Consider the following 22,041-nt stretch of genomic DNA (forward strand, 5'->3'; position numbering starts at 1 on the left):
TTACCGTAATCACTTATAAACCAGAAAAGGTGAAGCCAATGAATGAAGAAAAAAAAGCAGTTAATCTTACAGAACAGACAGCACGTAAATGGCTACATGAAAGAGGGGTCGAAATACAGGATATAGCTGATTTGGTGTTCTTCCTCCAGGAGAAATATCACCCCGATTTGCAGATGAAGGACTGCATTCACAATGTAGAGCGTGTTTTATCAAAAAGAGAAGTGCAAAACGCCATTTTGACAGGAATTCAGCTGGATATGCTGGCCGAGGAAAAGAAACTCCTGGAACCGCTGCAATCGATTATCGCTACAGATGAAGGATTATATGGTGCAGATGAAGTACTGGCCTTATCCATAGTAAACGTATATGGTTCCATCGGATTTACCAATTTCGGGTATATCGATAAATTGAAGCCGGGCATTTTGAAGGATCTGAACGATAAGAGTTCAGGCAGATGCCACACCTTCCTTGATGATATTGTAGGGGCTATCGCTGCAGCCGCTTCGAGCAGACTTGCACATAGTGCTGAAAATGCGGAATAAGAAAAGCGCAAGCGCCTTGGCCACGAAGGAACGCAGACTAAGAACGCCACGTCCTCCCAAAAGCTGTTGCTTTCGGTCGTGCGATGTTTATGCTGACAAAGCCTTCCTTGTCCCGGGGCCTTACCTCGAGCGGGGCAGGCGCTGGAGCTAAACATTTTTCGAAGTTAAAATTATACTTTCTTATCTTTTAAAAAAGGATGGAGACTTTTCTCCATCCTTTTCCTATTTGAAGTCCCAATCCGCTAATGAATCGAGTACAAAGTCCGGCTGCCTCTCATAGCCCTTCAATAATTCTTTCGTTGTTACCCCCGTATGGACAAGCAGAGTATCCATACCGGCATTCATTCCTGCTAAGATATCTGTATCATAGTTATCTCCAACCATCAGCGTTTCTTCCTTGGCAGTTCCCAGCACCTTCAAAGCCTGCTCCATGATAATCGATTCCGGCTTGCCAATAAAAACAGGCTGAGTTTGTGTCGATACAGTGATGACAGTGGTTAGTGAGCCATTGCCCGGCAGAAGGCCTCTTTCTGTCGGAATGGCAATGTCTCCGTTTGTAGAAATGAAGGTTGCCCCATTCCGGACAGCAAGACAGGCAATGGACAGCTTTTCATAGTTAATGGAGCGGTCAATCCCTACCACAACGAAGTCTGCATGCTCCTCTGCAAAGCTTAGCCCTTTTTCAGACAGCGCTTCCCTTATTCCTTCTTCTCCGATTACATATACAGAAGCATCTTTTTGCTGTTCATATATGTAGCTGGCAGTGGCCATGCTCGTTGTAAATACCTGTCTCTCTTCAGCAGGAATGCCAAACTTCACAAGCTTATCCGCCACCTGGCCTGGTGTTCTTGACGAATTATTCGTCACAAACAAATAAGGCAGACCCAGTTCCTGAAGCTTTTTGACAAAGTCGGCCGCCTCACTAATCAGTTCTGTCCCGCGATACATAGTGCCATCTAAATCGATTAAGTATCCTTTATATTTTTTCAAAATTATTCCTCCCATAATGAACTGCGCTTTGATTAGTATCCCTATAATTATTGCTTTTTAACTTGGCTTTCGCCCATAAAGGATATCTTAAAGGAACGAGGTGAATTGTGCAATTTTTCATGATTAAGGGGATACAGTCAATCCCACAAAAAAAAACTCCTTGATGAACAGGAGCCCGCGCTTAATCTTGCTCTATTATATAATGACAGCATCCATCACCCGCAGCCATGCAGGACTTGATATCAACTTTATCAGCAGAAAGAAAATCTTTGATAAATTCCTTTTCAGATCTGCAGATTTGTTTAAATTCTTCTGCTGTTTCGATATATGGGCAATTGAATTCTTTGAGATGGACCTGACCTTCCTCTATCCGAACTTCCGGCATAAAGCCTTCAAGCAGAAGGAGTTCCTCCAGAATATGAAGCTTTTCGGAGAATGATTTCCCCGCTGTCTGAAACTCATACTGCTGTATGAGGCGGCTTTTTCTCCTGGAAAACAACTCAGTAATTAAATGGCTCTGCCCCATGCTTTTTAATTCGGTTAATAATTCAACACTTAGCTGCTTGTATTTTTTCGGAAACAGATCTTCTCCTTTTGCTGTTAGCTGATAAAGCTTTGAAGGGCGCCCTTTTGTTTGCCTCTGGATTGAAGATGTAATAAATCCATCCTTTTCAAGAACCTGAATATGCTTTCTGACGGCCATTTCGGATATTCCTAACTTCTGGGCCATTTCCAGTATGGATCGTTTTCCCGCTGTTTTGATTAACCTCAGAATCATATCTCTTGTGGAGTTTTCTCCAATATGCATAACTTCACCGCCCTTCTCTTTAATCAAGACTAATCTGCCCTAGAGAAAAAGATCGGATTACTCCGATCCTTATTGAGGTTTAAATGCAGAAACCGGTCCGAGTTCATTGATCAAATACTCTCTGACCCGGTCAGGAAACTCTTTAATCATAGGGATATGGCTGCTTATCGCTGCTTTTAGCTCCTTATGATTGACATCTGTGTAGTTTTGGACGAGCATTTTACGATATGTAATGAATTGTTTAAAGCTCTCGCTCATTTCTTTGCTGATTACTTTTTCATCGTCAAGAATATCCACGATATCATCGTAGCTGCCTGGATCCCTCATGATAAAACCGTCTATCATCGTATTTCCAATATCAAGGATCGCTTCGATCATAATTTGGGCAATCCGCTCCAAGGCTGCCTTTTCAATAGGGGATGTCCACTCTTTCACTTCTTCAAAAAGGGAGATTTGCTGTTCCAGATAACCAAGTGTGTCTTCAATCTTTTCCCTGTCTACGAAATACATAACGCTTCGTTCCTCCTATGAAGATTTCAGGCTCCTGGTTTAGAGCATCCGGCTGCATCCGTGTCGTCACAGCCACCCGAAATCCTAAAGTTCTCTATACCTTTATATTGTATATAAAGTTTTCAATACCTTCAATGGGATCACATTGAGTTATTTCAGTTCCGGGGGGATAAACCTTATAAGGACATGCTATAATCGGTATATAAAACAACTAAGGAGTGTTATATTTGGCAGAACGCTTTTTCTTATATGATGATCTTGAAGATACAAAAACCAGATTTGTCAGCTTTATGGGGGAAAACCAGCGATTCGATTTAGCTATCGTTCGTTCGGATCGCTATTACGGCAAACAATTGGTCCTTGATATTCAGGGAAGCCGCTTTGCCATCATAGGAGAAGATGACTTAAAGGAAGAAGGCTATCTTGAGCATGTATTTCAGCTTTCTGAGGAAGATGCAGAGGACCTTAAATCATTTCTGATGGAAATCGTTTAATATACGATAATAAACAGATACTAAAGGGGAACCTATTTTGGTGGGTTCTCCTTTTTCTTCTTTAAAGACCCTGCTTCCTATAACTTCTTAAGGAGTGATGGCATGGACGATAAAGAAAGACGCACATACACCGACTTCTCAAATGTGGAAACCCAAAGGAATTTCCTGATTCCCGAGGACTTGCCTGAAGGGGCATATGGCGCTCCCAGAAATGCGGATGAACCGGTAGAGAATAAAAGCACCCCATGGCGGGAGGGCCAGCGCTATTACAGCGCCTTTAACTATGAGTTCAAGTCCCTTCACCAAAACTTGCCGCGGCAAATGCCAGGTGCGCACCCTCCGCATGACGATCCTGATAAAAACGAAGAACCGCCATACACAGAGACTTAAGCAAGGCGCATGCGCAAAAAGGGCCGGGTTTCCCCTGCCCTTTTTAGCTTTTAACTTTTTTCACAACAAAATAGGCACAGCCGAAATTACAGAACTCGTAAAGGTATTCTGTAAGTGTGCTGATTTTTGTATCAAATGAAGCCTTCTGGCTCTGATCATCGAAAAAACCGCGGAGACGAAGCTGTCCATATCCCCAGTCCCCGACAATATAGTCATATCTGGATAAAATTTCGCTATATCTGGCCCGGAATGCCTCCTCGTTGAAACCATCCCGTTCTTCCTGGATCAATTCATAACTGATATTGTTAATGCTAACCAATTTTTTCACCTCATTTTAAGAGCATATGTAACAGTATTATATTGAAAATAACATGATATGAAAACAAACCAATATTTTGTCTTTATTTAAATTATAACTGATTCCCCATCAATTACTAAGAGAAAAAAATTTAGACGTGGCAACTCTATAAATGAGGAGGTGTTAATAGTGAAGAAATCACTAATCATTCTTGGCATTAGCGGCATGGCTGCACTGACTGCCTGCCAAAATAATGCCGCAAAAGAAGATATCTATGAAGAAACCGGTCATACCGTAAATGTAAATGACCAGCGTGCTGATTTATACAATAGGGATATGGGCAACGGCCAAAACGGCCGAAACAATATGGGTGAAGACTTTGGCTATGTACGCCATCAAAAAAGCCCAATTATGGGAGACAACGTTTCAGCAGACCACTATGCTGCCATTGACCGTGAACAGGTTGCAGATATTATCGGGAAATATTGCACAGAAGTTCCGAATGTGGACGATATTTCAACTCTTGTTACAGATGAAGAAGTCCTGATTGTATATAATACTGACACAAAAAACCGAAATCAGACAGCTGATCAGGTCAAGAAGATGGCTATGTCTGTTGTCCCAAGATGGTATCATGTCTATGTAAGTGATGATACCTCTTTAAGGAAAAATGTTGAGAACTATGCAACAGTGGACTCTGATGGACGTAATGCTGAAAATGGCATTAACCAGTTAATCAAACAAATGCTTAAATCTCCTCAAGGAGAAAGAATGAGTGAAAGTGAAAATGAAAACGGTGAAATGCAAGGCGAAAGAAACGATGATATGGATAAAGATGATCTTGGAGAAACCGTCAAAAAAGCAGGAAACCGGTAACAGGAAAGTTTCCTCCCCAGAAAACCTTTTCAAAGAAGAGAGTCCAGCGATGGCGCTGGACTCTTTTTAATTTATGCTTGCTGAATTTCCTTTTCTCCCATAATCTGCTTTTGTTTAGCTGCCGCATTTACCTGCTCATCAGCATGGTAGGAAGATCGGACAAGAGGACCTGCTTCACAATGGCTGAATCCTTTGCTCATTGCAATGTCCTTCAGCTCCTGGAATTCTTCAGGTGAATAATACTTCAGCACTTTAATATGTTTCTTGGATGGCTGCAGGTACTGCCCTATTGTCATAATGTCAACATCATGAGCACGCAAATCATCCATTACTGCAATGATTTCCTCTTTCGTTTCACCAAGCCCGATCATCAGGCTGGATTTTGTAGGGATATCCGGCTGCATTTCTTTTGCACGCTTTAAAAATTCAAGAGAGCGCTTATATTTCGCACGTGCTCTTACTCTTGGAGTCAGGCGCTCAACAGTTTCGATATTGTGATTAAGGATATCGGGACGGGCATCCATAAGTGTTTTCAGGTTTTCATAAACACCGCCCATGTCGGAAGGCAATACTTCAATGGTAGTAAACGGACTTTTTCTTCTGATGGCACGAACTGTTTCTGCGAAAACAGCTGCACCTCCGTCCTTTAGATCATCTCTTGCTACAGCTGTTACAACAGCATGCTTTAAGTTCATAAGAGCCACGGAATCAGCAACGCGTTCCGGCTCCTGAAGATCCAGTTCAGTAGGCAGGCCCGTTTTGACAGCACAGAAACGGCAGGCACGTGTACAAACATCGCCAAGAATCATAAACGTAGCCGTTCTTCTTACTGCCCAGCATTCATGAATATTGGGGCATTTAGCTTCTTCACATACAGTGTGCAGATTCTTTTCCCTCATCATTTTTTTTAGGCCAGTATAATTTTCATTTGTGTTCAACTTTATTTTCAGCCATTCCGGCTTGCGCAAATACTCTTCTTTCTTGCTCATTTTTCCCACTCCTTAATCTGAAGCTAGACGTAAAGAAAAGCGCAAGCGCCCTTGTCCGCCACTCCCGAAACATCGAGGGGGCTACGCTGCTTGAGCTAGACCATTTTTCTGACTTCAGAATTTATACTTTCTGCCCATTAAAAAAGCCAGTCATACAATTCCGACTAAGCTGATTAGGCTTCACCTGATGCCACTTTATCATAATGAATTGAAGAGGACAAGCCGAAGATTCTGGTATTACCATTAATTGATATTTATTAAATTATCCATTCATCACAAACTATATAAGCAGACCATCACAGAAGGGAGGATTTCCGTGCGTATTATATTTACCGCTGCTGCGGCCTTATCGTTTTTTCTGATTTCCTTATGCACCGTCAGTGCGCAAGAAAATGCAGCTGATATATATAAACAAAGAATGGCCTTATATAAAAGAGTAGAAGCTGTTACGAACATTCCCTGGTATTACCTTGCGGGGATTGACCAATATGAAAGGAATGTCCGGCAGTCAAGAAGAGACATTCCCAAGGCTGAAGGCATAACAGGAATCTATTTTAAACCTGAAGAATGGGCGGGAATTCTGAATCCGGATCCAGCTGATGAAAACCCTGCATCCATTCAATTTTTCAATGGAATAGGATTTGACGGGGACGGGGACGGTAAAGCCAGCTTGAAAAGTGATGAAGATGTTCTTCATTCCTTTGCAAATTTCCTTCTCTCCTATGGTACAGACCATGATAATTTAAAAATTGGATTGTGGAATTATTATAAGCGGGATAAAGCTGTTGGCATTGTCATCGGCAAAGCCCAAATTTATAAACAATTCGGCCGCCTTGATCTCGATGATCATGCCTTCCCCGTCCCCTTGAGGAGCAATTACAGCTACAGAAATACCTGGGGTGACGCAAGGGGCTGGGGCGGCAGACGGATTCATGAGGGAACCGATATTTTTGCTGATTACGGGGTACCCGTCCGGGCTACCTCCTATGGAATAGTGGAAATGAAGGGCTGGAACAAATATGGAGGATGGAGAATTGGCATCCGTGACATTAATAACAATTACCATTATTTTGCCCACTTAAGCGGGTTTGCCAAGGAGCTCAGAGTCGGCCAAATCGTCGAACCCGGCATGATGATAGGCGGAGTAGGAAGCTCCGGATATGGGCCTCCGGGTACATCAGGCAAATTCCCGCCACATCTTCATTATGGCATCTACAAAGACAACGGCTATACTGAATGGTCCTACGATCCATATCCACACTTAAGATTATGGGAAAGACAGGAACGGATTAAAGCCAGAAGAAAATAAATGAAGGACTGCCCATTAGCCAGGCAGTCCTTCATTTATTATTTAGCTTTTTTTGCTTTGGACACAGCATTCATGATACTTGCTGCAAGGCCGCCCCAGATAATGAGCATCCCAACCACCATCATTGTAATTGCACTTATAGACATTATTGAGATACCTCCTTATCAGCTGGTATTGTAAGCTTAGTCTGTGTATCATTCTTTTTAATAGCCATAAACACAAATCCTAAGATAATGGCTCCAATTGCTACTCCCCATCCGGATAAGAGAAGAAAGCTGGTAGGATACCCTTCATAATTCTCTTTAATATTCGTAATAATGTTTTGAACCATCATATAGCCAAGCACGATTGGTGTAATAGCTGTCAAGCATATCTTCCACCAGGAACCAAGTCTTATATCAGAAACAGCATCTGCATGATTTTGAAGATTCTTGAGCTCTTTTAGCACCCAGCCAACAATAACAACCTGTACCAGGCCTGCTAACGCAACACCAAATTGGTTGATAAAGTAATCAGCCGCATCCAGGAAGTATAAACCGCCCTGAGTCGCAAAAAGTATGGAAATTACAGCAGATAAACCGCCGCCAACAAGAACAGCTTTATTACGAGATACATTAAACTTATCCTGTACACCGGCAACAAATGTTTCAACAATTGAGATTAACGACGTTAAGCCAGCCAGTGTTAAACAGATGAAGAAGAAAGAACCGAATAAGCCATTTAAAGCAGGGAATTCGTTAATGATCTGCGGGAATACAACGAATGCCAATCCCACACCTGATGATACTACCTCATTAATGCCTACACCCTGCTGTGCAGCCATAAATCCAAGTGCCGCAAAAACACCGATACCAGCAAGAAGTTCAAAACCGGAGTTTGCAAAGCCGGTAATGAAGGCGCTGTTTGTCAAATCCGTTTTCTTTGGAAGGTAGCTTGAATAGGTTACCATGATGGCAAATCCAATTGATAAGCTAAAGAAAATCTGGCCGTAGGCCGCTACCCAGACTTTAGGATCCGCTATCATTTCCCAGTTTGGCTTAAAGAATGCATCCAAACCAGCAATAGCTCCGTCGAGTGTCAATGCGCGAACAACAATAATTAAGAATAAAACTACAAGGACAGGAATAAAAATTTTGTTCGCGATTTCGATACCTTTTTTGATCCCTTTAAACAGGATTCCAAGCGTCACAACCCAAACAATAACTAATGGTATAAATACTCCTGGTACAATTCCGCCTACATCTCCAGGCGTTTCTGCAAGCTTTAAATATTCTCCAAAGAGGAATCCATTTGGATCGTCACCCCATTTAAGGTTAAACGAGAAGCCTGCAAATGACATTGCCCATGCGATGATAACTGCATAATATGTTGAAATCACAAATGAAATGGCGACCTGCCACCAGCCCAGCCATTCGTATTTTTTACTTAATCTTGCATAAGACAATGGCGCTGATCCGCGATACTTATGGCCAATTGTAAATTCCATGATCAAAAGCGGAATACCTGCTGTCAGCAAGGCAAACAAATATGGAAAAAAGAATGCTCCCCCTCCATTTTCATAAGCAACTGCCGGGAAACGCCAAATGTTTCCTAGACCAATTGCTGAACCCACGGCTGCCATAATAAACCCAGCTCTGGATCCCCACTGCGGACGATTATCCATAGTAAATCCTACCCCCTGTAAATTCTCCCAATTAAAAAGAACAATGGGAACTTTTTATATTTTCAGATAATTAAAACTGACTAAGCCTAGTATAGCTAGTTTTTGTTATTCTGTCAAAACATTATTTTCCTAATAGTAATATTTTTCGAAATAATTAGTTTTAGTACAATACCACAGTAAAGCGTCAATAAAAATTAATATACTCCTATTTTAATTTCCATTTGGATTCCACCCGGTCAGGAGTTATCCTACCAAAACTGACCACGTTATCCCTGTCCTCACCTCCTTTGTAAAATTTATTCCTAAAACTTAAAAACTTTCGTTTTTTATTCAGATAATTCAAAATTATATTTTGTGAATGTTAAAATTAACCTCGTTTGTTCTTCGTGGCCCCGGGAATATAACCAATGTGCTTAAAAGTTTCCAAATATAGCATAAGCATAAATGAAATACTGAGGAGGTTTTTACAAATGGATACCAATATTATCGGAGTTTATAATTCACAAAGGGAAGCAGTAAATGCCATTCAAGAACTGCAAAATGACGGATACCCTGTTCAGGAGCTTTCGATCATTGCACAGACTGAACATCTGGATACATCTCTTGAAGATAAAACGGGTGTTCATACAGAAACCTTCGAGACTAAGAATAGAGACAGCAGTGAAAGTGCAGGTTTCTTAAACAGTCTGGCATCCTGGTTTGATGATGACCGCATGAGCAGCAACTCTGCAGGTGAAAAGTTCAGAGAACTGGGCATGTCAGAGGATGAAGCCCGCAAGTATGAAACGTATGTGAACGAGGGGAAAATCATTTTATACAGTGAAAGTATGGATACTCCAAAAGGCTTTTCCGGTGCAGGGACTGCAGAAATCAGAGAGGACAGCACTTACACAGGCGGATATGATGAACTAAGAAATTCAACTGCAGATGATGAGCAATCATTAAAACTGCGGGAAGAACAGCTCGATGTGTCGAAAGAACGTGTACAAGCCGGAGAAGTTGAAATCCAGAAGGACGTTGTAGAAGAACAAAAAACAATAAATATACCTGTCGAGCATGAAGAAGTATATGTAGAAAGAAGAAAAGTGGATGATCCGGATGGCGCCGGCGTCTCACCAATATCGGACGATGAAACAATCAGGATTCCTATTACAGAAGAGCGTGTGGAAGTCTCCAAAAAGCCCGTTGTCACCGAAGAAATTGTCGTAGGCAAACGGGAAGTTGAGGAAACACAGCAGGTCAAGGAAAATCTCAAGAAAGAAGAAGTGCATTTTGAGGGCGGCCGTGAACACATTACAGATGATGAAGACTTAAATAGAAAAAATAATAACCTATAAATAAAAGGGTTCCCTCAGGGGGAACCTTTTCATTTATGTTGGACAACACCAAAAAAAGGCCTTCTCTCAAAGAGAAAGCCTTTTTCTATAGTGTTTAACTTGCCCTATTTTCCTGCCAGGCTTCTTTTTTACCGCGGCCAAGGAAAGCAAATGCCGCTACAAGAACAGCTACTGTAAGTAATGCGATAACAGTGCTGCCAGTAAATCCGATGACCAGATATCCAACAGCAGCGATTCCTGCTGAAATCAAGGCATATGGAAGCTGAGTCATCACATGGTCTATATGGTTACAGCCTGCCCCTGTTGAGGAAAGGATCGTTGTATCGGAAATCGGTGAACAATGGTCACCGAATACTGCACCCGCCAGGACAGCTGACATAGCCGGCAATAGCAGATTCATATCTGTTGCAGCAGCAATGTCTCCAGCAATCGGAAGCAGGATTCCGAAAGATCCCCATGAGGTTCCAGTACTGAAAGCCATAATTCCCGCTATGGCGAAAAGTAAAAACGGAAGCCATGATGTGCTCATATTTGAGCTTTCCACCAGACCGGCTAAATACTTTCCAGTTTCCAAACGGCCGATTAAATCAACAATCGCCCAGGCAAACAGCAGGATATAAACAGCTGGAAGCATGGATTTAATGCCTTCCCATACCCCTTTTCCAAAAACATTTGGATTAACGCCTTTCAAGGAGAACGCCTGACGGAAGAATAAACCAAGCGAAACCAATAGACCCACCAGGCCACCAAGGATTAGGGATTTAGAGACATCCGTGTTCTCAAATATTTGTAAAACGGTCGCATTTCCTTCAACCGCCTGTGAACCCGTCCAAAACATTGAGCCCACTGTACCAATAACAAGAGCTATAATCGGCCAGACAAGATCACCAACAGATCCTTTAGAACTTGTTGGAAGGTCGTCCTTCAGTTCACCAGGTGCCGGCTTCTCAGGATCCATTACTAGCCCCTCTTCAACCGCCCGCTTCTCATGCACTTTCATTGGCCCAATCTCTATGCCTCTTATCGCCACGATAAATACAATAGCAAGAGTAGCCCATACATAAAGGTTCATGGGAATCATTTGAATAAATGCCGAGAAAGCTGAATACTCGGTAACATTATGTGCAGCAAGGATTGTTCCGATCAGCGCAATAATATATGCTCCCCAGCTCGAAACCGGTGAAACCACACAAACAGGTGCTGAAGTCGAATCAATCAGGTACGCCAGCTTTGCACGGGATACGCGCTGGCGGTCTGTAATCGGACGCGAAATCTGACCGACTGCCAGAGCATTGAAATAGTCGTCAATGAAAATGATAATACCTAAAACAGCTCCGACAATCTGTGCGCCTGCACGGGTCTTGACCCGCTTCATCGCCCATTCTCCAAAAGCGCGGCTTCCGCCTGAGATAGATATAAACGCAGTAATAACTCCTAATACAAGCAAGAATAGAATAATATATACATTCCAGGTGTTCAGCTCTCCGTCTGAAACAAAAATTCCTTTTACAGCATCCCAAATGATGCTGAAAGTTTCTGTGATGCTGAATTCAGCCAGCAATAGCGCGGCTGTAACGATCCCCACTCCCAGTGACAGCAATACGCGCCTGGTCAGGATAACCATAGCGATTGCTACCAAAGGCGGCAGCAGGGAGAAAATCGTGTTAGTCATTTCTTGTCCTCCTCTTGTTTTTTTGGATCACCGCCATGCGGCATGTCCGTTTTGCAATCAGGGGAAACAACAAGGATGATGACGAAAACCAAAATAAAAAAAGAGTAACGATAGAGAAAAATCTATCATTACTCTTTTGAAGTAATTAGTTTCTCCATCACGATCTGTAGCTCCCCATTATGATGGGCTTTGACAAAGTATATTCATACTTTCCCCTCATAATGACAGTGTTACTCCTATTCGAAGTAACCCCAGCATGATTAGTTTTGACTCACTAATTCTGCTTCGGCAACATTCCCTTTCGGCTGCGGTCGTCGTTGTCATCCTCACACAGCGTACTTTTGAATCCTGCACCTCTACCCCATCGGATATGATAAGGTTTTTATGAAATTATAGTAGAATTTTATCAAAATACTAACCTATTAGCAAGAGTTATTGGCCGGCCGGTATTTCTATTGATGGCGAGGTGCCCCCTCCGCCATTGTAAAATTGCGGGACCTTTCCCGGGTAAATGCCATAAGCCGCCAGCACATCCTCCTGTACTGTGATAATTTTGGTGGCAAAAGGAATGATAATTTGAACCTGTACGTCCAGGCGGACCAGCACCTTCACTTCCACATTATTTATACCGTGATCCTTTGTCTCAGTTATGAAATTGGAGGTAACGGAACCGACTGCATTAAACTTCACCGGTATACGGGGACCCAAGTTACCAAGGAGGGCATTATTGGTTGCCTGGCCAAGCGGCACGTAATAGACAATTCCATTTGAGTGCTGCATTTCCTCCGTATTGATTTCCACATCTGTAAAGGACTCCAACGCATCCAAATCGCCCTTTTCCGCTTTCTTAATATTATCCTGAACCAGTTCGGTTACTTCCGCTTTGACTCTGTTCAGCTTTTCCACGTTTATGCTGACAACACCGCTCTCGCTTGCTTCAAACATATCTTCTAAATCCATCACATTGGTAATTTTTTTATTAATCGCATTGTTTATCACCAATGATGCAATTTTCCTTGTCTGTGAATCGGCATAGCTCATGAGTGTTGGCTTAAGCCCTTCATTGATAATCCAGAGGCCGGCAGCTGTTGAAATAACAAAAAATACAAAGGTCAGAAGAAATACATAGCGAAATGGAAGAGGACCTTTCCGGGGCAGCCGGCCGCGAAATTTTGCCAAAACAAATCCCCCCTTTACAAGCTATATGTATGCTGTAAAGGAGGGAACTAGGCTCAAAAATTTAAAATAGTTTATCGCAGTCTAACGGACAGTAAGAAGGACAAAGACTAAGAACGCCACATCCTCCCAAAAGCTGCCGCTTTCGGTCGTGCGATGTATCGCTGCCGTAGCTTTCCTTGTCCTGTGGCAACGTCTTTGTGACCCACTTCCTCCCAAAAGCTGACGCATTTGGTCGTGCGATGCTCATGCTGACGAAGCCTTCCTTGTCATGTGGGCCTCAACTATCAATCAGTGGGGGATAAGAAAAGCCCCACTGAAGAAAGTTTCACTTTATTGTTGTACTAAAGTCGTATCACAGCCTGTAATAACAGAATTCAATTCAAGCCCTAAATCCGCTTCATAGGGCTCCACATTCCTGCCCTTTTCTTCAAGTATGCGGATGACAGGCCTGTCGCTGAGACCCGGATTCTGCCGGCAGACAACACCTTTTCTTCCGTCATTCAGCTCGACTGTAACACCAACTGGATACACGGCAACCGCCTGCCGGAAAACTTCAATGACTTTCTTATCAAATAATTTTCCGGCCCCTGCATACAGAACTTCCAGGCCTTCATGCGGGAGCATAGCCTGTCTGTAAATGCGGTTGGATGTTACTGCGTCAAACACATCGGCAATCGCAATTATCTTGCCGAATTCATGAATCTCCTTCCCCTGCAGGCCGCGCGGATAGCCTGAACCATTTAATCTCTCATGATGCTGAAAGGCGCAATGCGCAACGAGGAGAGGGATCGTCTCTACCTTTCTTAATATATTAAATCCATCTTCCGGATGCTTCTTTATTGATTCAAATTCGTCCTCTGTCAATTTACCCGGTTTCATAAGAATATCTGCAGGCACCTTCATCTTTCCGACATCATGAAGAATAGCACCCAGCCCCAGGATTTCAAGTTCCTTTGGCAGGAGCTGAAGCTTCATCCCGATTGCCAGTGAATACAGAGTTACATTCAGGGAGTGTGTGAAGATATAGTGATCATATGTATAAACATCTGATAGGATCGTAAGAAGCTCTTTATTTCCCCTTATTTCAATGAGTAGCTGACGTATCAGCCCTGAGAGCCGCTTGGAGGCATTCTCAATTACCAGAGAGCCTGATAACTCTTTATTTGCTTGTACTTCCTTCAGAACGGTTTCAATGGTTTCGATAGCCTGTTTGCGCATTTTGGGAGTCAGAGGGTCCTTATATTGGATATCCTCAGTGCGCAAATCCTTAATATACACATAGGTAATACCCATTTCCTGCAGTTTATGTATTAATTTATCAGCCAGCTCCACACCTTCTTGCAAAAGGACCTGACCCTTGTCATTATATATAGCTTTGGCCAAAACACTGCCAGTCTCAATTGTATTGGTTGCTGCTAATCTCATATATATCTCCCATTATCCTTTTTTCGGTGCTACCTTATATTTCGGGAATTATTTGGTTTTATTTACATTATACGACAAAATTTCCGGCATGAGAGTAAGTTTATGATATATTTCCGGATAGAAAGATTTATATGAAGATAACCTGTTTTTACGTTCGGATAGAGTAATTTATGTGCAGAGCGCTCATGCATTAAAAAAAGACAGCCCTATTCAGGCATGCCTTTAAATCATTTTTAGAAGTGCTTCTTTTCCAATGGTTCCTTTAACAATACCCAGTTCCTCCGCCTCATAAGTGACAGATTCAAGCGGGGCATTTAACAGCTGATCTATCGTTTTTACACCGACAGCCCTGCCGGCAATTACTTTTCGGTCCTTAAGCTTCTCATTCAGCAAAGCTACATCCAGAGCTCCGCACATGATATACCCTTTATCATTCGTTACCACCAGCAGATTGGTCTTCGGCAGCTGCACTGAAACACTCAAAAAAGTGTGGCCATCTATATCAATCGGCTTCAAATCAATCATACCTGCACCCACTCCTTTCCTTTTCCCTTACACAATATGTGCGGACAAGGAAAAGGGTGAAAGTGACAGGCACCTATACCAGTTGGCTGAAGTGGTGTAGGTGCCTGTCACCCGCTTTAGAATAAATCAAGCTGTCTTGGAGCAAGCTGCTGATATTCGATATCCAGCATTTCGATCATTTGTTTAGCGTTGTCTGCCGCGTCACCGCCAGAGTTGTTGTTGAAAACGACGAATACATTTTTACATTTTTTCTCGAGCAATTTCAGATGTTTTGCCCATTCTGTCAGTTCTTTTTCGTTATAGCGGTAAAGATAGCGGACCTCCCGCCAGTTGTCCGCATTCTTTTTCTGCCAGCCGTGAAAATTGCGTCCATGAAAACGAACGAGCACCTTGTCAGTACTGGTTGTTTCCAGAACTGTCGGAACTGAACCTTCACCGGCTTGCGGCTCGTCACAGATGCTGTGAATCCAGTCTTCCTCTTTCATAAAGCTTAATGTGCTTTCCCTGAACTCCGGACGAAACCATGATTGATGCCTGAACTCCAGGGCACATGGGATATCCCCCATCTGCTCCTTGCACCAGCGGAGGAAATCGACATTGGCTTTTTTGCAGTCAAACCATGGCGGAAATTGAAACAGTACCATAGCCAGTTTGCCGGATTCGATATAAGGCTCCAATGAATCTTTAAACGCTTCAAACATTTCTTCTTTGCTTTCAAAAGGGATTTCACCTCTCTGATGACCTGTCATGCCCTGGTAGGCTTTTACTATGAATTGAAAAGATTCAGGCGTGTCCTTTACCCATTTGGAAGAGTTACGCTTTGGCTGCACCGCATAAAAAGCAGAGTCCACCTCCACAGTAGGGAAATGGCCCGCATATTCTTTTAGCTTATCTCTAGGTGAAACATTGCCCGTATATAGGCTATCATGGTCGCCCCAGCCTGTTACGCCGATGATAATCATTGAAACACCTCCGTTTTTTTACTCTACTTTTCTTTTAACGGAAAATTTTGTACTGAAACTCTATATGATTATAATTTATTAAAAGTTTCAATTTCCAAGATTTTTAATCCAGTTTACCATAGGATTTTTTAAACTTCCTTTAAAATAATAAACAATTGATTGCTAAGCATTGATCTTATTGAACTCCAAGTTCTTGCCATATATAAAACAAGACGCTTCCTCCTTAACTCTAAGAAAGCGTCCTATGGCTGTGAAGTATTCTTATTTTGTTACTCCTCTGATTTTACCCTATATTGGGAAGTTGCTACTTATATAAATTAAAGGGGCGAGTATAAGCTAGTTGAAGGTTTTGCTCCTTTTGCACTTTTATTATTTCGATTTATTCATTTTTCTGCCTTGAGTCTGGAATTGTTTAATGTTAACCTTCACGTTAATATTAATTGAAGCTTCAGGAAACCGTTCCTCCCAATTTCCCTTTACTTTTTTCCACACTTTCGGTTGATTGATTCGTAAACTCTCTCCAAATCCAGCGACATCTACTTTTAATTCTTTTTGGGTCTTGGTTAATCCAGCTTCCATTAATCGCATAAATTCTTTTTCAATTGTTTTTTCTGCATCTCGAATAAACTTCTCATTAAAAGCATCACTGTTTGGAATCCAATCTTCAGATAATCGGCCTTCAGTATTAATGTTTACTGTATACGAAATGTCCTCTCCATTAACCTTAGGCCTAATTGAACTTTTTAGCTGATCAATTTCATATGTAATGATTTTGTCCGTTTCTTTATCGACTCCTGTTACGGCACCTGCTTTTGCTTCACCTGTAATACAATTAATGCCAAAGGTTTCATCTTCATTAAGCTCCCCAATCATTTTCTGTGTATTCCCTTTGATAACTGCTGCCCCAATGATTTGAACTCCACCTTTAAATTTTTGTACTTTCTGAACCAAAAAACTTGAACTGGCCGACATTTTTTCCGAGAAATCGCCTAAGGATAATTTTGGGGGCATTTTTGCTGTTTTCGTTTTCATATTTTCAGTTATAGACAATAGCTTTAAAGCAGGTACTGGATCCTTTGTTCCTTTTATGCTTAATATTTCGCTTGCTCTCTCCTCTGAGATCAATACATGAACTGTCCGTCTTATTTCATGGTCGCGAAAGAAAAAATTCAATAATTGGAGCAAATTAATGGATTGTGCTGCTTCCTTACTAATGACCAATACTTTTAAATGGGAATAATTCGGACTGCGACTTGTAGCCGTGGAAGCTTCACGGCCCGCTTCAAATAAAGAGGACTCATCGATTGTTAAGTTTTGGAATGGCTCTGCTTGACTGCCGCCGCCTCCATTCTCTCCAGCCAATACTTTAGGTACTACAGTTTGAATTGTAAATTCAGGAGTTATGTGTTTTGCTGAAGATTCTTGATAATCCACTCCGACACCACAGGCCAGACCTATATCTTCAATATCAACGCGATCCCAACACCCTCCCATAAAAAGAATCGAGATGCAGCAGCATATCAAGATGCTTTTTTTAATTCTTCGCATTTCGTTTCCTCCTTATGAAGGCAATTATTAAAAAAAGGATGGGGATAATTCCTGTAATTATGATGGCCATGTTGCCAATATAGTCAGCTAATTTAAAAACTCCATTTATATCTTCCGGATACATCGCACATAGATAAATGAATGGTATAAGACCATACACAAAAGGTTTGTACGCTTTCTTAAAAACTTGACTCAAACCTAAACTAGCAAAATAAAAATTCATTATAAAGGATGTAAACGTTGTAATCACCCAAAGAATGATAAAAAAGCTTTCAAACCTTTCTAAAAGGAGGAATTTCATTTCAATTGATTTGACCAGTTCGATCGTCGGCCATGTTAACTGCCTAACCTCATCTACTGTTAATGAGCCAATAACAGCTATTACGATCAGGATATACAAAAATAACGGGATAAATATTCCCACGGCTGCAGCTTTCATAGCTTGTTGTGGACGTTGCATATATGCGATTAAAATAAGAAAACTTTCAATTCCAGCAAGAGATAAAGTTGTTGGCTTAATCCCGTTGACAACTGGCTTAAATCCTTCACCTAAGACAGGGCGAAGGTTATTTAGATCAACATTTGTCACACTAAGACCCAGCATAAAAAAAATAAATACCAAAACAACCGGAAAGTAAATTTGAAGCAATTTTACAATAGGATATATGCCGCTGATCACGATATACACGCCTACTGCGATATAAACGATAATCACTGCTTCTATCGGAGTTTTATCCAGCAAATAAGCGCGAAGCACTTCAGCCATTGATCGTGCCTGATATCCACTAACTAATATAAAATACATCATAATAAATAGATTAAAAACAAGACCTGCCCATTTGCCAACCAATATAGGACTAAATTGATAAATCGTCATTCCTTTAAATCGAAGGCATAACTTGGTTATAAAAAAAGCAGCAACAAATGTGATTCCGCCACTAAAAAGCATACTGATCCAAATATCAGGCGTTTGAACTTCCTCTGCACTTACGCGGGGTAATGTTACAATCCCCACACCAATGATTGTCATTACTAAAGCGACTGTAGCCTGTGTAGGTGTAATTTTTTCGTTTGAACCATTCACTATGATCTTCCTTTATTTAATCCGAGTGGAGTCTTTGGGTTTTAACATTTCAGGTCTCTCTTTAAGAACACTATATGGTAATCGAAGTATTGCATCCTTCCAATCTTTAAATTGATACGGAACAAATGGAGAGGTATATTCAACACCAAAACTTTTAAGCTTGACAAGGTGAATCGTAATGGCCATCGCAAACATAATAATTCCAAATAACCCTAATACAGCAGCTGAAAGCATCATTCCAAAGCGTAAGATTCGAATAGCTATTGCCGCCCCATACTGCGGTAAAGAAAAGGAAGAAATTGCCGTAACTGCCACAACAATGACCATCATTGGGCTGACTAAGCCCGCTGTAACAGCCGCCTCCCCAATAACAAGCCCTCCTACAATTCCAACTGTTTGTCCAATTGGTTTAGGAAGCCTTACACCTGCTTCCCGCAGTATTTCAATTGTGATTTCCATCAATAATGCTTCTACAATGCTTGGAAATGGCACTCCTTCCCTGCTTCCTGCAATCGAAATTACTAAATCAGTTGGAATTAACCCTGGATGATACGAAATAAGTGCTACATATAATGAAGGAGCAAATAAAGAGACAAACGCTGCTCCAAACCGCATGAAGCGAATGAGGGTGCCAACAAACCATCGTTCATAATAATCTTCCGGCCCCTGAATAATAGAGGTAATCGTGACTGGCAGCAGCAATACAAAAGGCGTCCCATCAACTAAGATGGCTACACGTCCTTCTAATAATCCACTTGCTACTTTATCCGGCCTTTCAGTTGTTATGAGTTGTGGAAACGGTGATAAAAAATCATCTTCAATGAACTGCTCAATAATCCCCGATTCAAGTATTTGGTCAATATCAATTTTTTCTAATCGTTTTTTAGCTTCTTGGATGATGCTGTCATTTGTAATATCTTTTATATATGCCATGATAACCGGTGTTTGACTTCTGCGTCCGATTGTATATTTGTCTAAAACTAAATGGGGATCTCTAATTCGCTTTCGAATTAAAGACATATTCACAAAGATATTTTCGACAAACCCTTCTCTTGCCCCCCTTACAGAAGCTTCTGTAATTGGTTCTTCAATTTGTCTTGATGGCCATTTTTTTGTTCCAAGTATAAGGGATGTATCGACGTTATCAATTAGTAATGCCGTATCTCCATTCAAAACCCCTATCACACAGTCTTCTATCTTGTTGTTTTCTTCGACATCGGTTAGCGTTACAACATGGTCTTTAATGATTTCTTTGATGTGCGAGCCGGTGGCCCTGTCTTGTTTTACATAGCATTCTCGCATTTGAAGTTCTAACATGATTGACTTTAATATTTGTTCATGAATTTGCTCTTTATCGGCAAGCCCTTTAATAAAAACGACAGCTGCTTTAACGTTATATAAGTCAATATTAAATCTGCGAATCGCGATATCAGGGTTATTTCCTAAAATATTTTGTATTTGCTCGAGGTTAGAATCCAAACTAGATGAAAAGAATACATCTGTCCCATGTATCTTTACTTGTTGATGAGCATTTTTCGTTTGTTTTTTCTTTTTTTGCAGCCAAGCCCATTGATTCATCTCCCTCACCTGCTTACATAAAATATTTTTTCGAGACTGGTAAGTTTTAAGTTACACTTTAGGTGTAGAAATTTTGATTAAGAGGATGCTAAATCTTTAACTGGATTTTATTGATCGTAACCATTTTGAAACTTTGGAAATAGAATAGGGAATTATAAAAGCTAAACATGCACCTAATAAATGTTCCCATTTTGGAAGGAAAGATATGATATTCTCCATAAACTCATCACCTGCTATTTATTTTCACCTAACACTTTAGTTATCATTCATTTTATAAAAGATGGAAATCCTAAATGAAGACATAAAGAAATCGGCAGGACTTGGAGTGGAAAGATACAGGTTGACTAACTGCCTTAGTAGAGTCTCTTAAACAAAAAAATGATTGAACGGCATAGCCGTTCAATCATTTTTTAAAAATTTATTATTAACCAATAGAACCTTCCATTTCGAACTTGATCAGGCGGTTCATTTCTACTGCGTATTCCATTGGAAGTTCTTTCGTAAATGGCTCGATGAAGCCCATTACGATCATTTCTGTTGCTTCTTCCTCTGAAACTCCGCGGCTCATAAGGTAGAATAGCTGTTCTTCAGATACTTTTGAAACCTTCGCTTCATGCTCAAGAGAAATGTTGTCGTTCAGGATTTCATTGTATGGAATCGTATCTGAAGTTGACTGGTTATCCATAATTAACGTATCACACTCGATATTGGCGCGTGCACCTTCCGCTTTGCGGCCGAAGTGAACGATTCCGCGGTATGTTACTTTACCGCCCTGCTTGGAAATCGATTTCGATACGATCGTTGAAGACGTGTTTGGTGCAAGGTGGATCATTTTCGCACCTGCATCCTGATGCTGCCCTTTGCCTGCTAATGCAATGGAAAGGGTCATGCCGCGTGCGCCTTCTCCTTTAAGAATAACTGCCGGATATTTCATTGTCAGTTTTGAACCGATGTTTCCGTCAATCCATTCCATTGTTGCGTTTGATTCACAAACCGCACGCTTCGTAACCAGGTTGTATACATTGTTTGCCCAGTTTTGGATGGTTGTATAACGGCAGTATGCGTCTTTTTTGATGATGATTTCAACAACAGCACTGTGAAGTGAGTTTGTTGTATAAACAGGTGCTGTACAGCCCTCTACATAGTGGACATGTGCGCCTTCATCAACAATAATTAGGGTACGCTCAAACTGCCCCATGTTCTCAGAGTTAATTCGGAAATATGCCTGCAGCGGCGTATCAACTTTAACCCCTTTAGGAACATAAATGAACGATCCGCCAGACCAAACCGCTGAGTTTAATGCAGCGAACTTGTTGTCTGTTGGAGGGATAACCTTTGCCCAGTGCTCACGGAAAATATCTTCATTTTCGCGAAGAGCGGAATCGGTATCTTTGAACACAATTCCTTTCGCTTCAAGGTCTTCCTGCATGTTATGGTAAACAACCTCTGATTCATACTGTGCAGAAACACCAGCAAGATACTTCTGCTCCGCTTCCGGAATACCCAATTTATCAAACGTTTGTTTGATTTCTTCAGGAACCTCATCCCAAGAGCGTTCAGTTTTTTCAGAAGGCTTTACATAATACGTAATTTCATCAAAGTTTAATGACGCTAAATCTCCGCCCCATTGCGGCATAGGCATGTTGTAGAAATGGTCCAATGATTTTAAACGGAAGTCAAGCATCCATTGTGGCTCTTCCTTCAATTTTGAAATCTCTTCAACAATTTCTTTTGTCAAACCGCGTTTTGATCGGAAAATGGAAACGTCTTTATCGGCAAAACCATACTTGTAATCGCCGATCTCAGGCATCTTTTTTGCCATCGTCGTATTCCTCCATTCATATAGGAAAGGGTTCACACCC

At 41.4% G+C, this 22,041-nt stretch carries 22 protein-coding genes and 1 riboswitch; of the genes, 6 read left to right on the top strand and 16 right to left on the bottom strand.

All coding sequences use genetic code 11. The features are described from left to right. Nucleotides 1–38 precede the first annotated feature (38 nt). The gene (locus tag NAF01_RS21420; protein WP_048011984.1) at nucleotides 39–542 is read left to right on the top strand and encodes a phosphatidylglycerophosphatase A family protein; all 504 of its coding nucleotides are present in this window, start codon (nucleotides 39–41) and stop codon (nucleotides 540–542) included. Between the two features lie 222 nt (nucleotides 543–764). Here NAF01_RS21420 and NAF01_RS21425 read toward each other — a convergent pair whose 3' ends face one another. From NAF01_RS21425 to hepT, 3 genes are all read right to left on the bottom strand, one after another. Continuing rightward, nucleotides 765–1,532 carry a TIGR01457 family HAD-type hydrolase gene (locus NAF01_RS21425; RefSeq protein WP_250801093.1) on the bottom strand — a complete coding sequence of 256 codons (768 nt, stop codon included), beginning with the start codon at nucleotides 1,530–1,532 and terminating at the stop codon, nucleotides 765–767. A gap of 181 nt (nucleotides 1,533–1,713) precedes the next feature. Further along, nucleotides 1,714–2,367, bottom strand: coding sequence for a helix-turn-helix transcriptional regulator (locus NAF01_RS21430; RefSeq protein ID WP_250801094.1), 654 nt, complete (start codon nucleotides 2,365–2,367; stop codon nucleotides 1,714–1,716). Nucleotides 2,368–2,409: 42 nt separating this feature from the next. Further along, the gene (hepT, locus tag NAF01_RS21435; RefSeq protein ID WP_226618467.1) at nucleotides 2,410–2,850 is read right to left on the bottom strand and encodes a type VII toxin-antitoxin system HepT family RNase toxin; all 441 of its coding nucleotides are present in this window, start codon (nucleotides 2,848–2,850) and stop codon (nucleotides 2,410–2,412) included. Nucleotides 2,851–3,077: 227 nt separating this feature from the next. Between hepT and NAF01_RS21440 the strand changes: the two genes are divergently transcribed. Continuing rightward, nucleotides 3,078–3,344, top strand: a complete 267-nt coding sequence (locus tag NAF01_RS21440; protein WP_035331963.1) for a DUF3055 domain-containing protein — start codon at nucleotides 3,078–3,080, stop codon at nucleotides 3,342–3,344. Between the two features lie 102 nt (nucleotides 3,345–3,446). Beyond that, nucleotides 3,447–3,734, top strand: a complete 288-nt coding sequence (locus NAF01_RS21445; protein WP_035331961.1) for a hypothetical protein — start codon at nucleotides 3,447–3,449, stop codon at nucleotides 3,732–3,734. A 43-nt stretch (nucleotides 3,735–3,777) separates the two neighbouring features. Here the strand turns inward: NAF01_RS21445 and NAF01_RS21450 are convergent, their stop codons facing one another. Next, complete coding sequence (locus NAF01_RS21450; protein WP_048011987.1) at nucleotides 3,778–4,053, bottom strand: YutD family protein; 276 nt, start codon at nucleotides 4,051–4,053, stop codon at nucleotides 3,778–3,780. A 168-nt stretch (nucleotides 4,054–4,221) separates the two neighbouring features. Here NAF01_RS21450 and NAF01_RS21455 point away from each other — a divergent pair, with 168 nt between their 5' ends. Continuing rightward, nucleotides 4,222–4,908, top strand: a complete 687-nt coding sequence (locus tag NAF01_RS21455; protein WP_226618468.1) for a YhcN/YlaJ family sporulation lipoprotein — start codon at nucleotides 4,222–4,224, stop codon at nucleotides 4,906–4,908. 71 nt (nucleotides 4,909–4,979) lie between these two features. Here NAF01_RS21455 and lipA read toward each other — a convergent pair whose 3' ends face one another. Next, complete coding sequence (gene lipA / locus NAF01_RS21460) at nucleotides 4,980–5,897, bottom strand: lipoyl synthase (protein ID WP_048011989.1); 918 nt, start codon at nucleotides 5,895–5,897, stop codon at nucleotides 4,980–4,982. Between the two features lie 316 nt (nucleotides 5,898–6,213). On the opposite strand from lipA, the gene NAF01_RS21465 reads away from it, so the two are divergent. Further along, nucleotides 6,214–7,206 carry a M23 family metallopeptidase gene (locus NAF01_RS21465; protein ID WP_222499117.1) on the top strand — a complete coding sequence of 331 codons (993 nt, stop codon included), beginning with the start codon at nucleotides 6,214–6,216 and terminating at the stop codon, nucleotides 7,204–7,206. A 38-nt stretch (nucleotides 7,207–7,244) separates the two neighbouring features. Here the strand turns inward: NAF01_RS21465 and NAF01_RS21470 are convergent, their stop codons facing one another. Both NAF01_RS21470 and NAF01_RS21475 read right to left on the bottom strand, forming a co-directional pair. Further along, nucleotides 7,245–7,352, bottom strand: a complete 108-nt coding sequence (locus NAF01_RS21470; RefSeq protein ID WP_156185225.1) for a methionine/alanine import family NSS transporter small subunit — start codon at nucleotides 7,350–7,352, stop codon at nucleotides 7,245–7,247. Then, on the bottom strand, nucleotides 7,352–8,869 hold the full coding sequence (locus NAF01_RS21475) for a sodium-dependent transporter (RefSeq protein WP_197246757.1): 1,518 nt from the start codon (nucleotides 8,867–8,869) through the stop codon (nucleotides 7,352–7,354). Before NAF01_RS21475 ends, NAF01_RS21470 begins: the two co-directional genes overlap by 1 nt. Before the next feature lie 470 nt (nucleotides 8,870–9,339). On the opposite strand from NAF01_RS21475, the gene NAF01_RS21480 reads away from it, so the two are divergent. Continuing rightward, entirely contained in the window at nucleotides 9,340–10,206 is an 867-nt protein-coding gene (locus tag NAF01_RS21480; protein WP_250801095.1) for a YsnF/AvaK domain-containing protein, read from the top strand. Nucleotides 10,207–10,300: 94 nt separating this feature from the next. Here NAF01_RS21480 and NAF01_RS21485 read toward each other — a convergent pair whose 3' ends face one another. The 9 genes from NAF01_RS21485 to sufB form a co-directional block, all read right to left on the bottom strand. Then, a complete protein-coding gene (locus NAF01_RS21485; RefSeq protein WP_197218624.1) occupies nucleotides 10,301–11,878 on the bottom strand; it encodes a Na+/H+ antiporter NhaC family protein in 1,578 nt (525 codons plus the stop codon). A gap of 159 nt (nucleotides 11,879–12,037) precedes the next feature. Further along, nucleotides 12,038–12,245: riboswitch (Lysine riboswitch) on the bottom strand. Nucleotides 12,246–12,310: 65 nt separating this feature from the next. Further along, the gene (gene yunB, locus NAF01_RS21490) at nucleotides 12,311–13,057 is read right to left on the bottom strand and encodes a sporulation protein YunB (protein WP_048011994.1); all 747 of its coding nucleotides are present in this window, start codon (nucleotides 13,055–13,057) and stop codon (nucleotides 12,311–12,313) included. A gap of 330 nt (nucleotides 13,058–13,387) precedes the next feature. Next, nucleotides 13,388–14,482, bottom strand: a complete 1,095-nt coding sequence (locus NAF01_RS21495; protein WP_048008477.1) for an HD-GYP domain-containing protein — start codon at nucleotides 14,480–14,482, stop codon at nucleotides 13,388–13,390. Between the two features lie 222 nt (nucleotides 14,483–14,704). Beyond that, nucleotides 14,705–15,007, bottom strand: a complete 303-nt coding sequence (locus tag NAF01_RS21500) for a YunC family protein (RefSeq protein WP_035329361.1) — start codon at nucleotides 15,005–15,007, stop codon at nucleotides 14,705–14,707. A 116-nt stretch (nucleotides 15,008–15,123) separates the two neighbouring features. After that, nucleotides 15,124–15,969 carry a DUF72 domain-containing protein gene (locus NAF01_RS21505; protein WP_250801096.1) on the bottom strand — a complete coding sequence of 282 codons (846 nt, stop codon included), beginning with the start codon at nucleotides 15,967–15,969 and terminating at the stop codon, nucleotides 15,124–15,126. Nucleotides 15,970–16,338: 369 nt separating this feature from the next. Next, nucleotides 16,339–17,517, bottom strand: a complete 1,179-nt coding sequence (locus NAF01_RS21510; RefSeq protein WP_226618473.1) for a Ger(x)C family spore germination protein — start codon at nucleotides 17,515–17,517, stop codon at nucleotides 16,339–16,341. Beyond that, the gene (locus NAF01_RS21515; protein WP_250801097.1) at nucleotides 17,504–18,601 is read right to left on the bottom strand and encodes a GerAB/ArcD/ProY family transporter; all 1,098 of its coding nucleotides are present in this window, start codon (nucleotides 18,599–18,601) and stop codon (nucleotides 17,504–17,506) included. The genes NAF01_RS21510 and NAF01_RS21515 overlap by 14 nt, the downstream gene beginning before the upstream one ends. A gap of 12 nt (nucleotides 18,602–18,613) precedes the next feature. Then, the gene (locus tag NAF01_RS21520) at nucleotides 18,614–20,179 is read right to left on the bottom strand and encodes a spore germination protein (RefSeq protein ID WP_250801098.1); all 1,566 of its coding nucleotides are present in this window, start codon (nucleotides 20,177–20,179) and stop codon (nucleotides 18,614–18,616) included. A gap of 424 nt (nucleotides 20,180–20,603) precedes the next feature. After that, nucleotides 20,604–22,001, bottom strand: coding sequence for a Fe-S cluster assembly protein SufB (gene sufB, locus NAF01_RS21525; RefSeq protein WP_048008472.1), 1,398 nt, complete (start codon nucleotides 21,999–22,001; stop codon nucleotides 20,604–20,606). Nucleotides 22,002–22,041: the final 40 nt, after the last annotated feature.

Origin of the sequence: Cytobacillus firmus, assembly GCF_023657595.1 — a bacterium.
GTDB lineage: Bacteria > Bacillota > Bacilli > Bacillales > Cytobacillaceae > Cytobacillus > Cytobacillus firmus_B.

Bases quoted from the DNA above. Each gene is read 5' to 3' on its own strand.
- NAF01_RS21420 (WP_048011984.1), top strand. From the start codon at position 39: ATGAATGAAGAAAAAAAAGCAGTTAATCTTACAGAACAGACAGCACGT.
- hepT (WP_226618467.1), bottom strand. From the start codon at position 2,850: ATGTATTTCGTAGACAGGGAAAAGATTGAAGACACACTTGGTTATCTG.
- NAF01_RS21445 (WP_035331961.1), top strand. From the start codon at position 3,447: ATGGACGATAAAGAAAGACGCACATACACCGACTTCTCAAATGTGGAA.
- lipA (WP_048011989.1), bottom strand. From the start codon at position 5,897: ATGAGCAAGAAAGAAGAGTATTTGCGCAAGCCGGAATGGCTGAAAATA.
- NAF01_RS21470 (WP_156185225.1), bottom strand. From the start codon at position 7,352: ATGTCTATAAGTGCAATTACAATGATGGTGGTTGGGATGCTCATTATC.
- NAF01_RS21475 (WP_197246757.1), bottom strand. From the start codon at position 8,869: ATGGATAATCGTCCGCAGTGGGGATCCAGAGCTGGGTTTATTATGGCA.
- NAF01_RS21480 (WP_250801095.1), top strand. From the start codon at position 9,340: ATGGATACCAATATTATCGGAGTTTATAATTCACAAAGGGAAGCAGTA.
- NAF01_RS21485 (WP_197218624.1), bottom strand. From the start codon at position 11,878: ATGACTAACACGATTTTCTCCCTGCTGCCGCCTTTGGTAGCAATCGCT.
- NAF01_RS21495 (WP_048008477.1), bottom strand. From the start codon at position 14,482: ATGAGATTAGCAGCAACCAATACAATTGAGACTGGCAGTGTTTTGGCC.
- NAF01_RS21500 (WP_035329361.1), bottom strand. From the start codon at position 15,007: ATGATTGATTTGAAGCCGATTGATATAGATGGCCACACTTTTTTGAGT.
- NAF01_RS21505 (WP_250801096.1), bottom strand. From the start codon at position 15,969: ATGATTATCATCGGCGTAACAGGCTGGGGCGACCATGATAGCCTATAT.
- NAF01_RS21510 (WP_226618473.1), bottom strand. From the start codon at position 17,517: ATGCGAAGAATTAAAAAAAGCATCTTGATATGCTGCTGCATCTCGATT.
- NAF01_RS21520 (WP_250801098.1), bottom strand. From the start codon at position 20,179: ATGAATCAATGGGCTTGGCTGCAAAAAAAGAAAAAACAAACGAAAAAT.
- sufB (WP_048008472.1), bottom strand. From the start codon at position 22,001: ATGGCAAAAAAGATGCCTGAGATCGGCGATTACAAGTATGGTTTTGCC.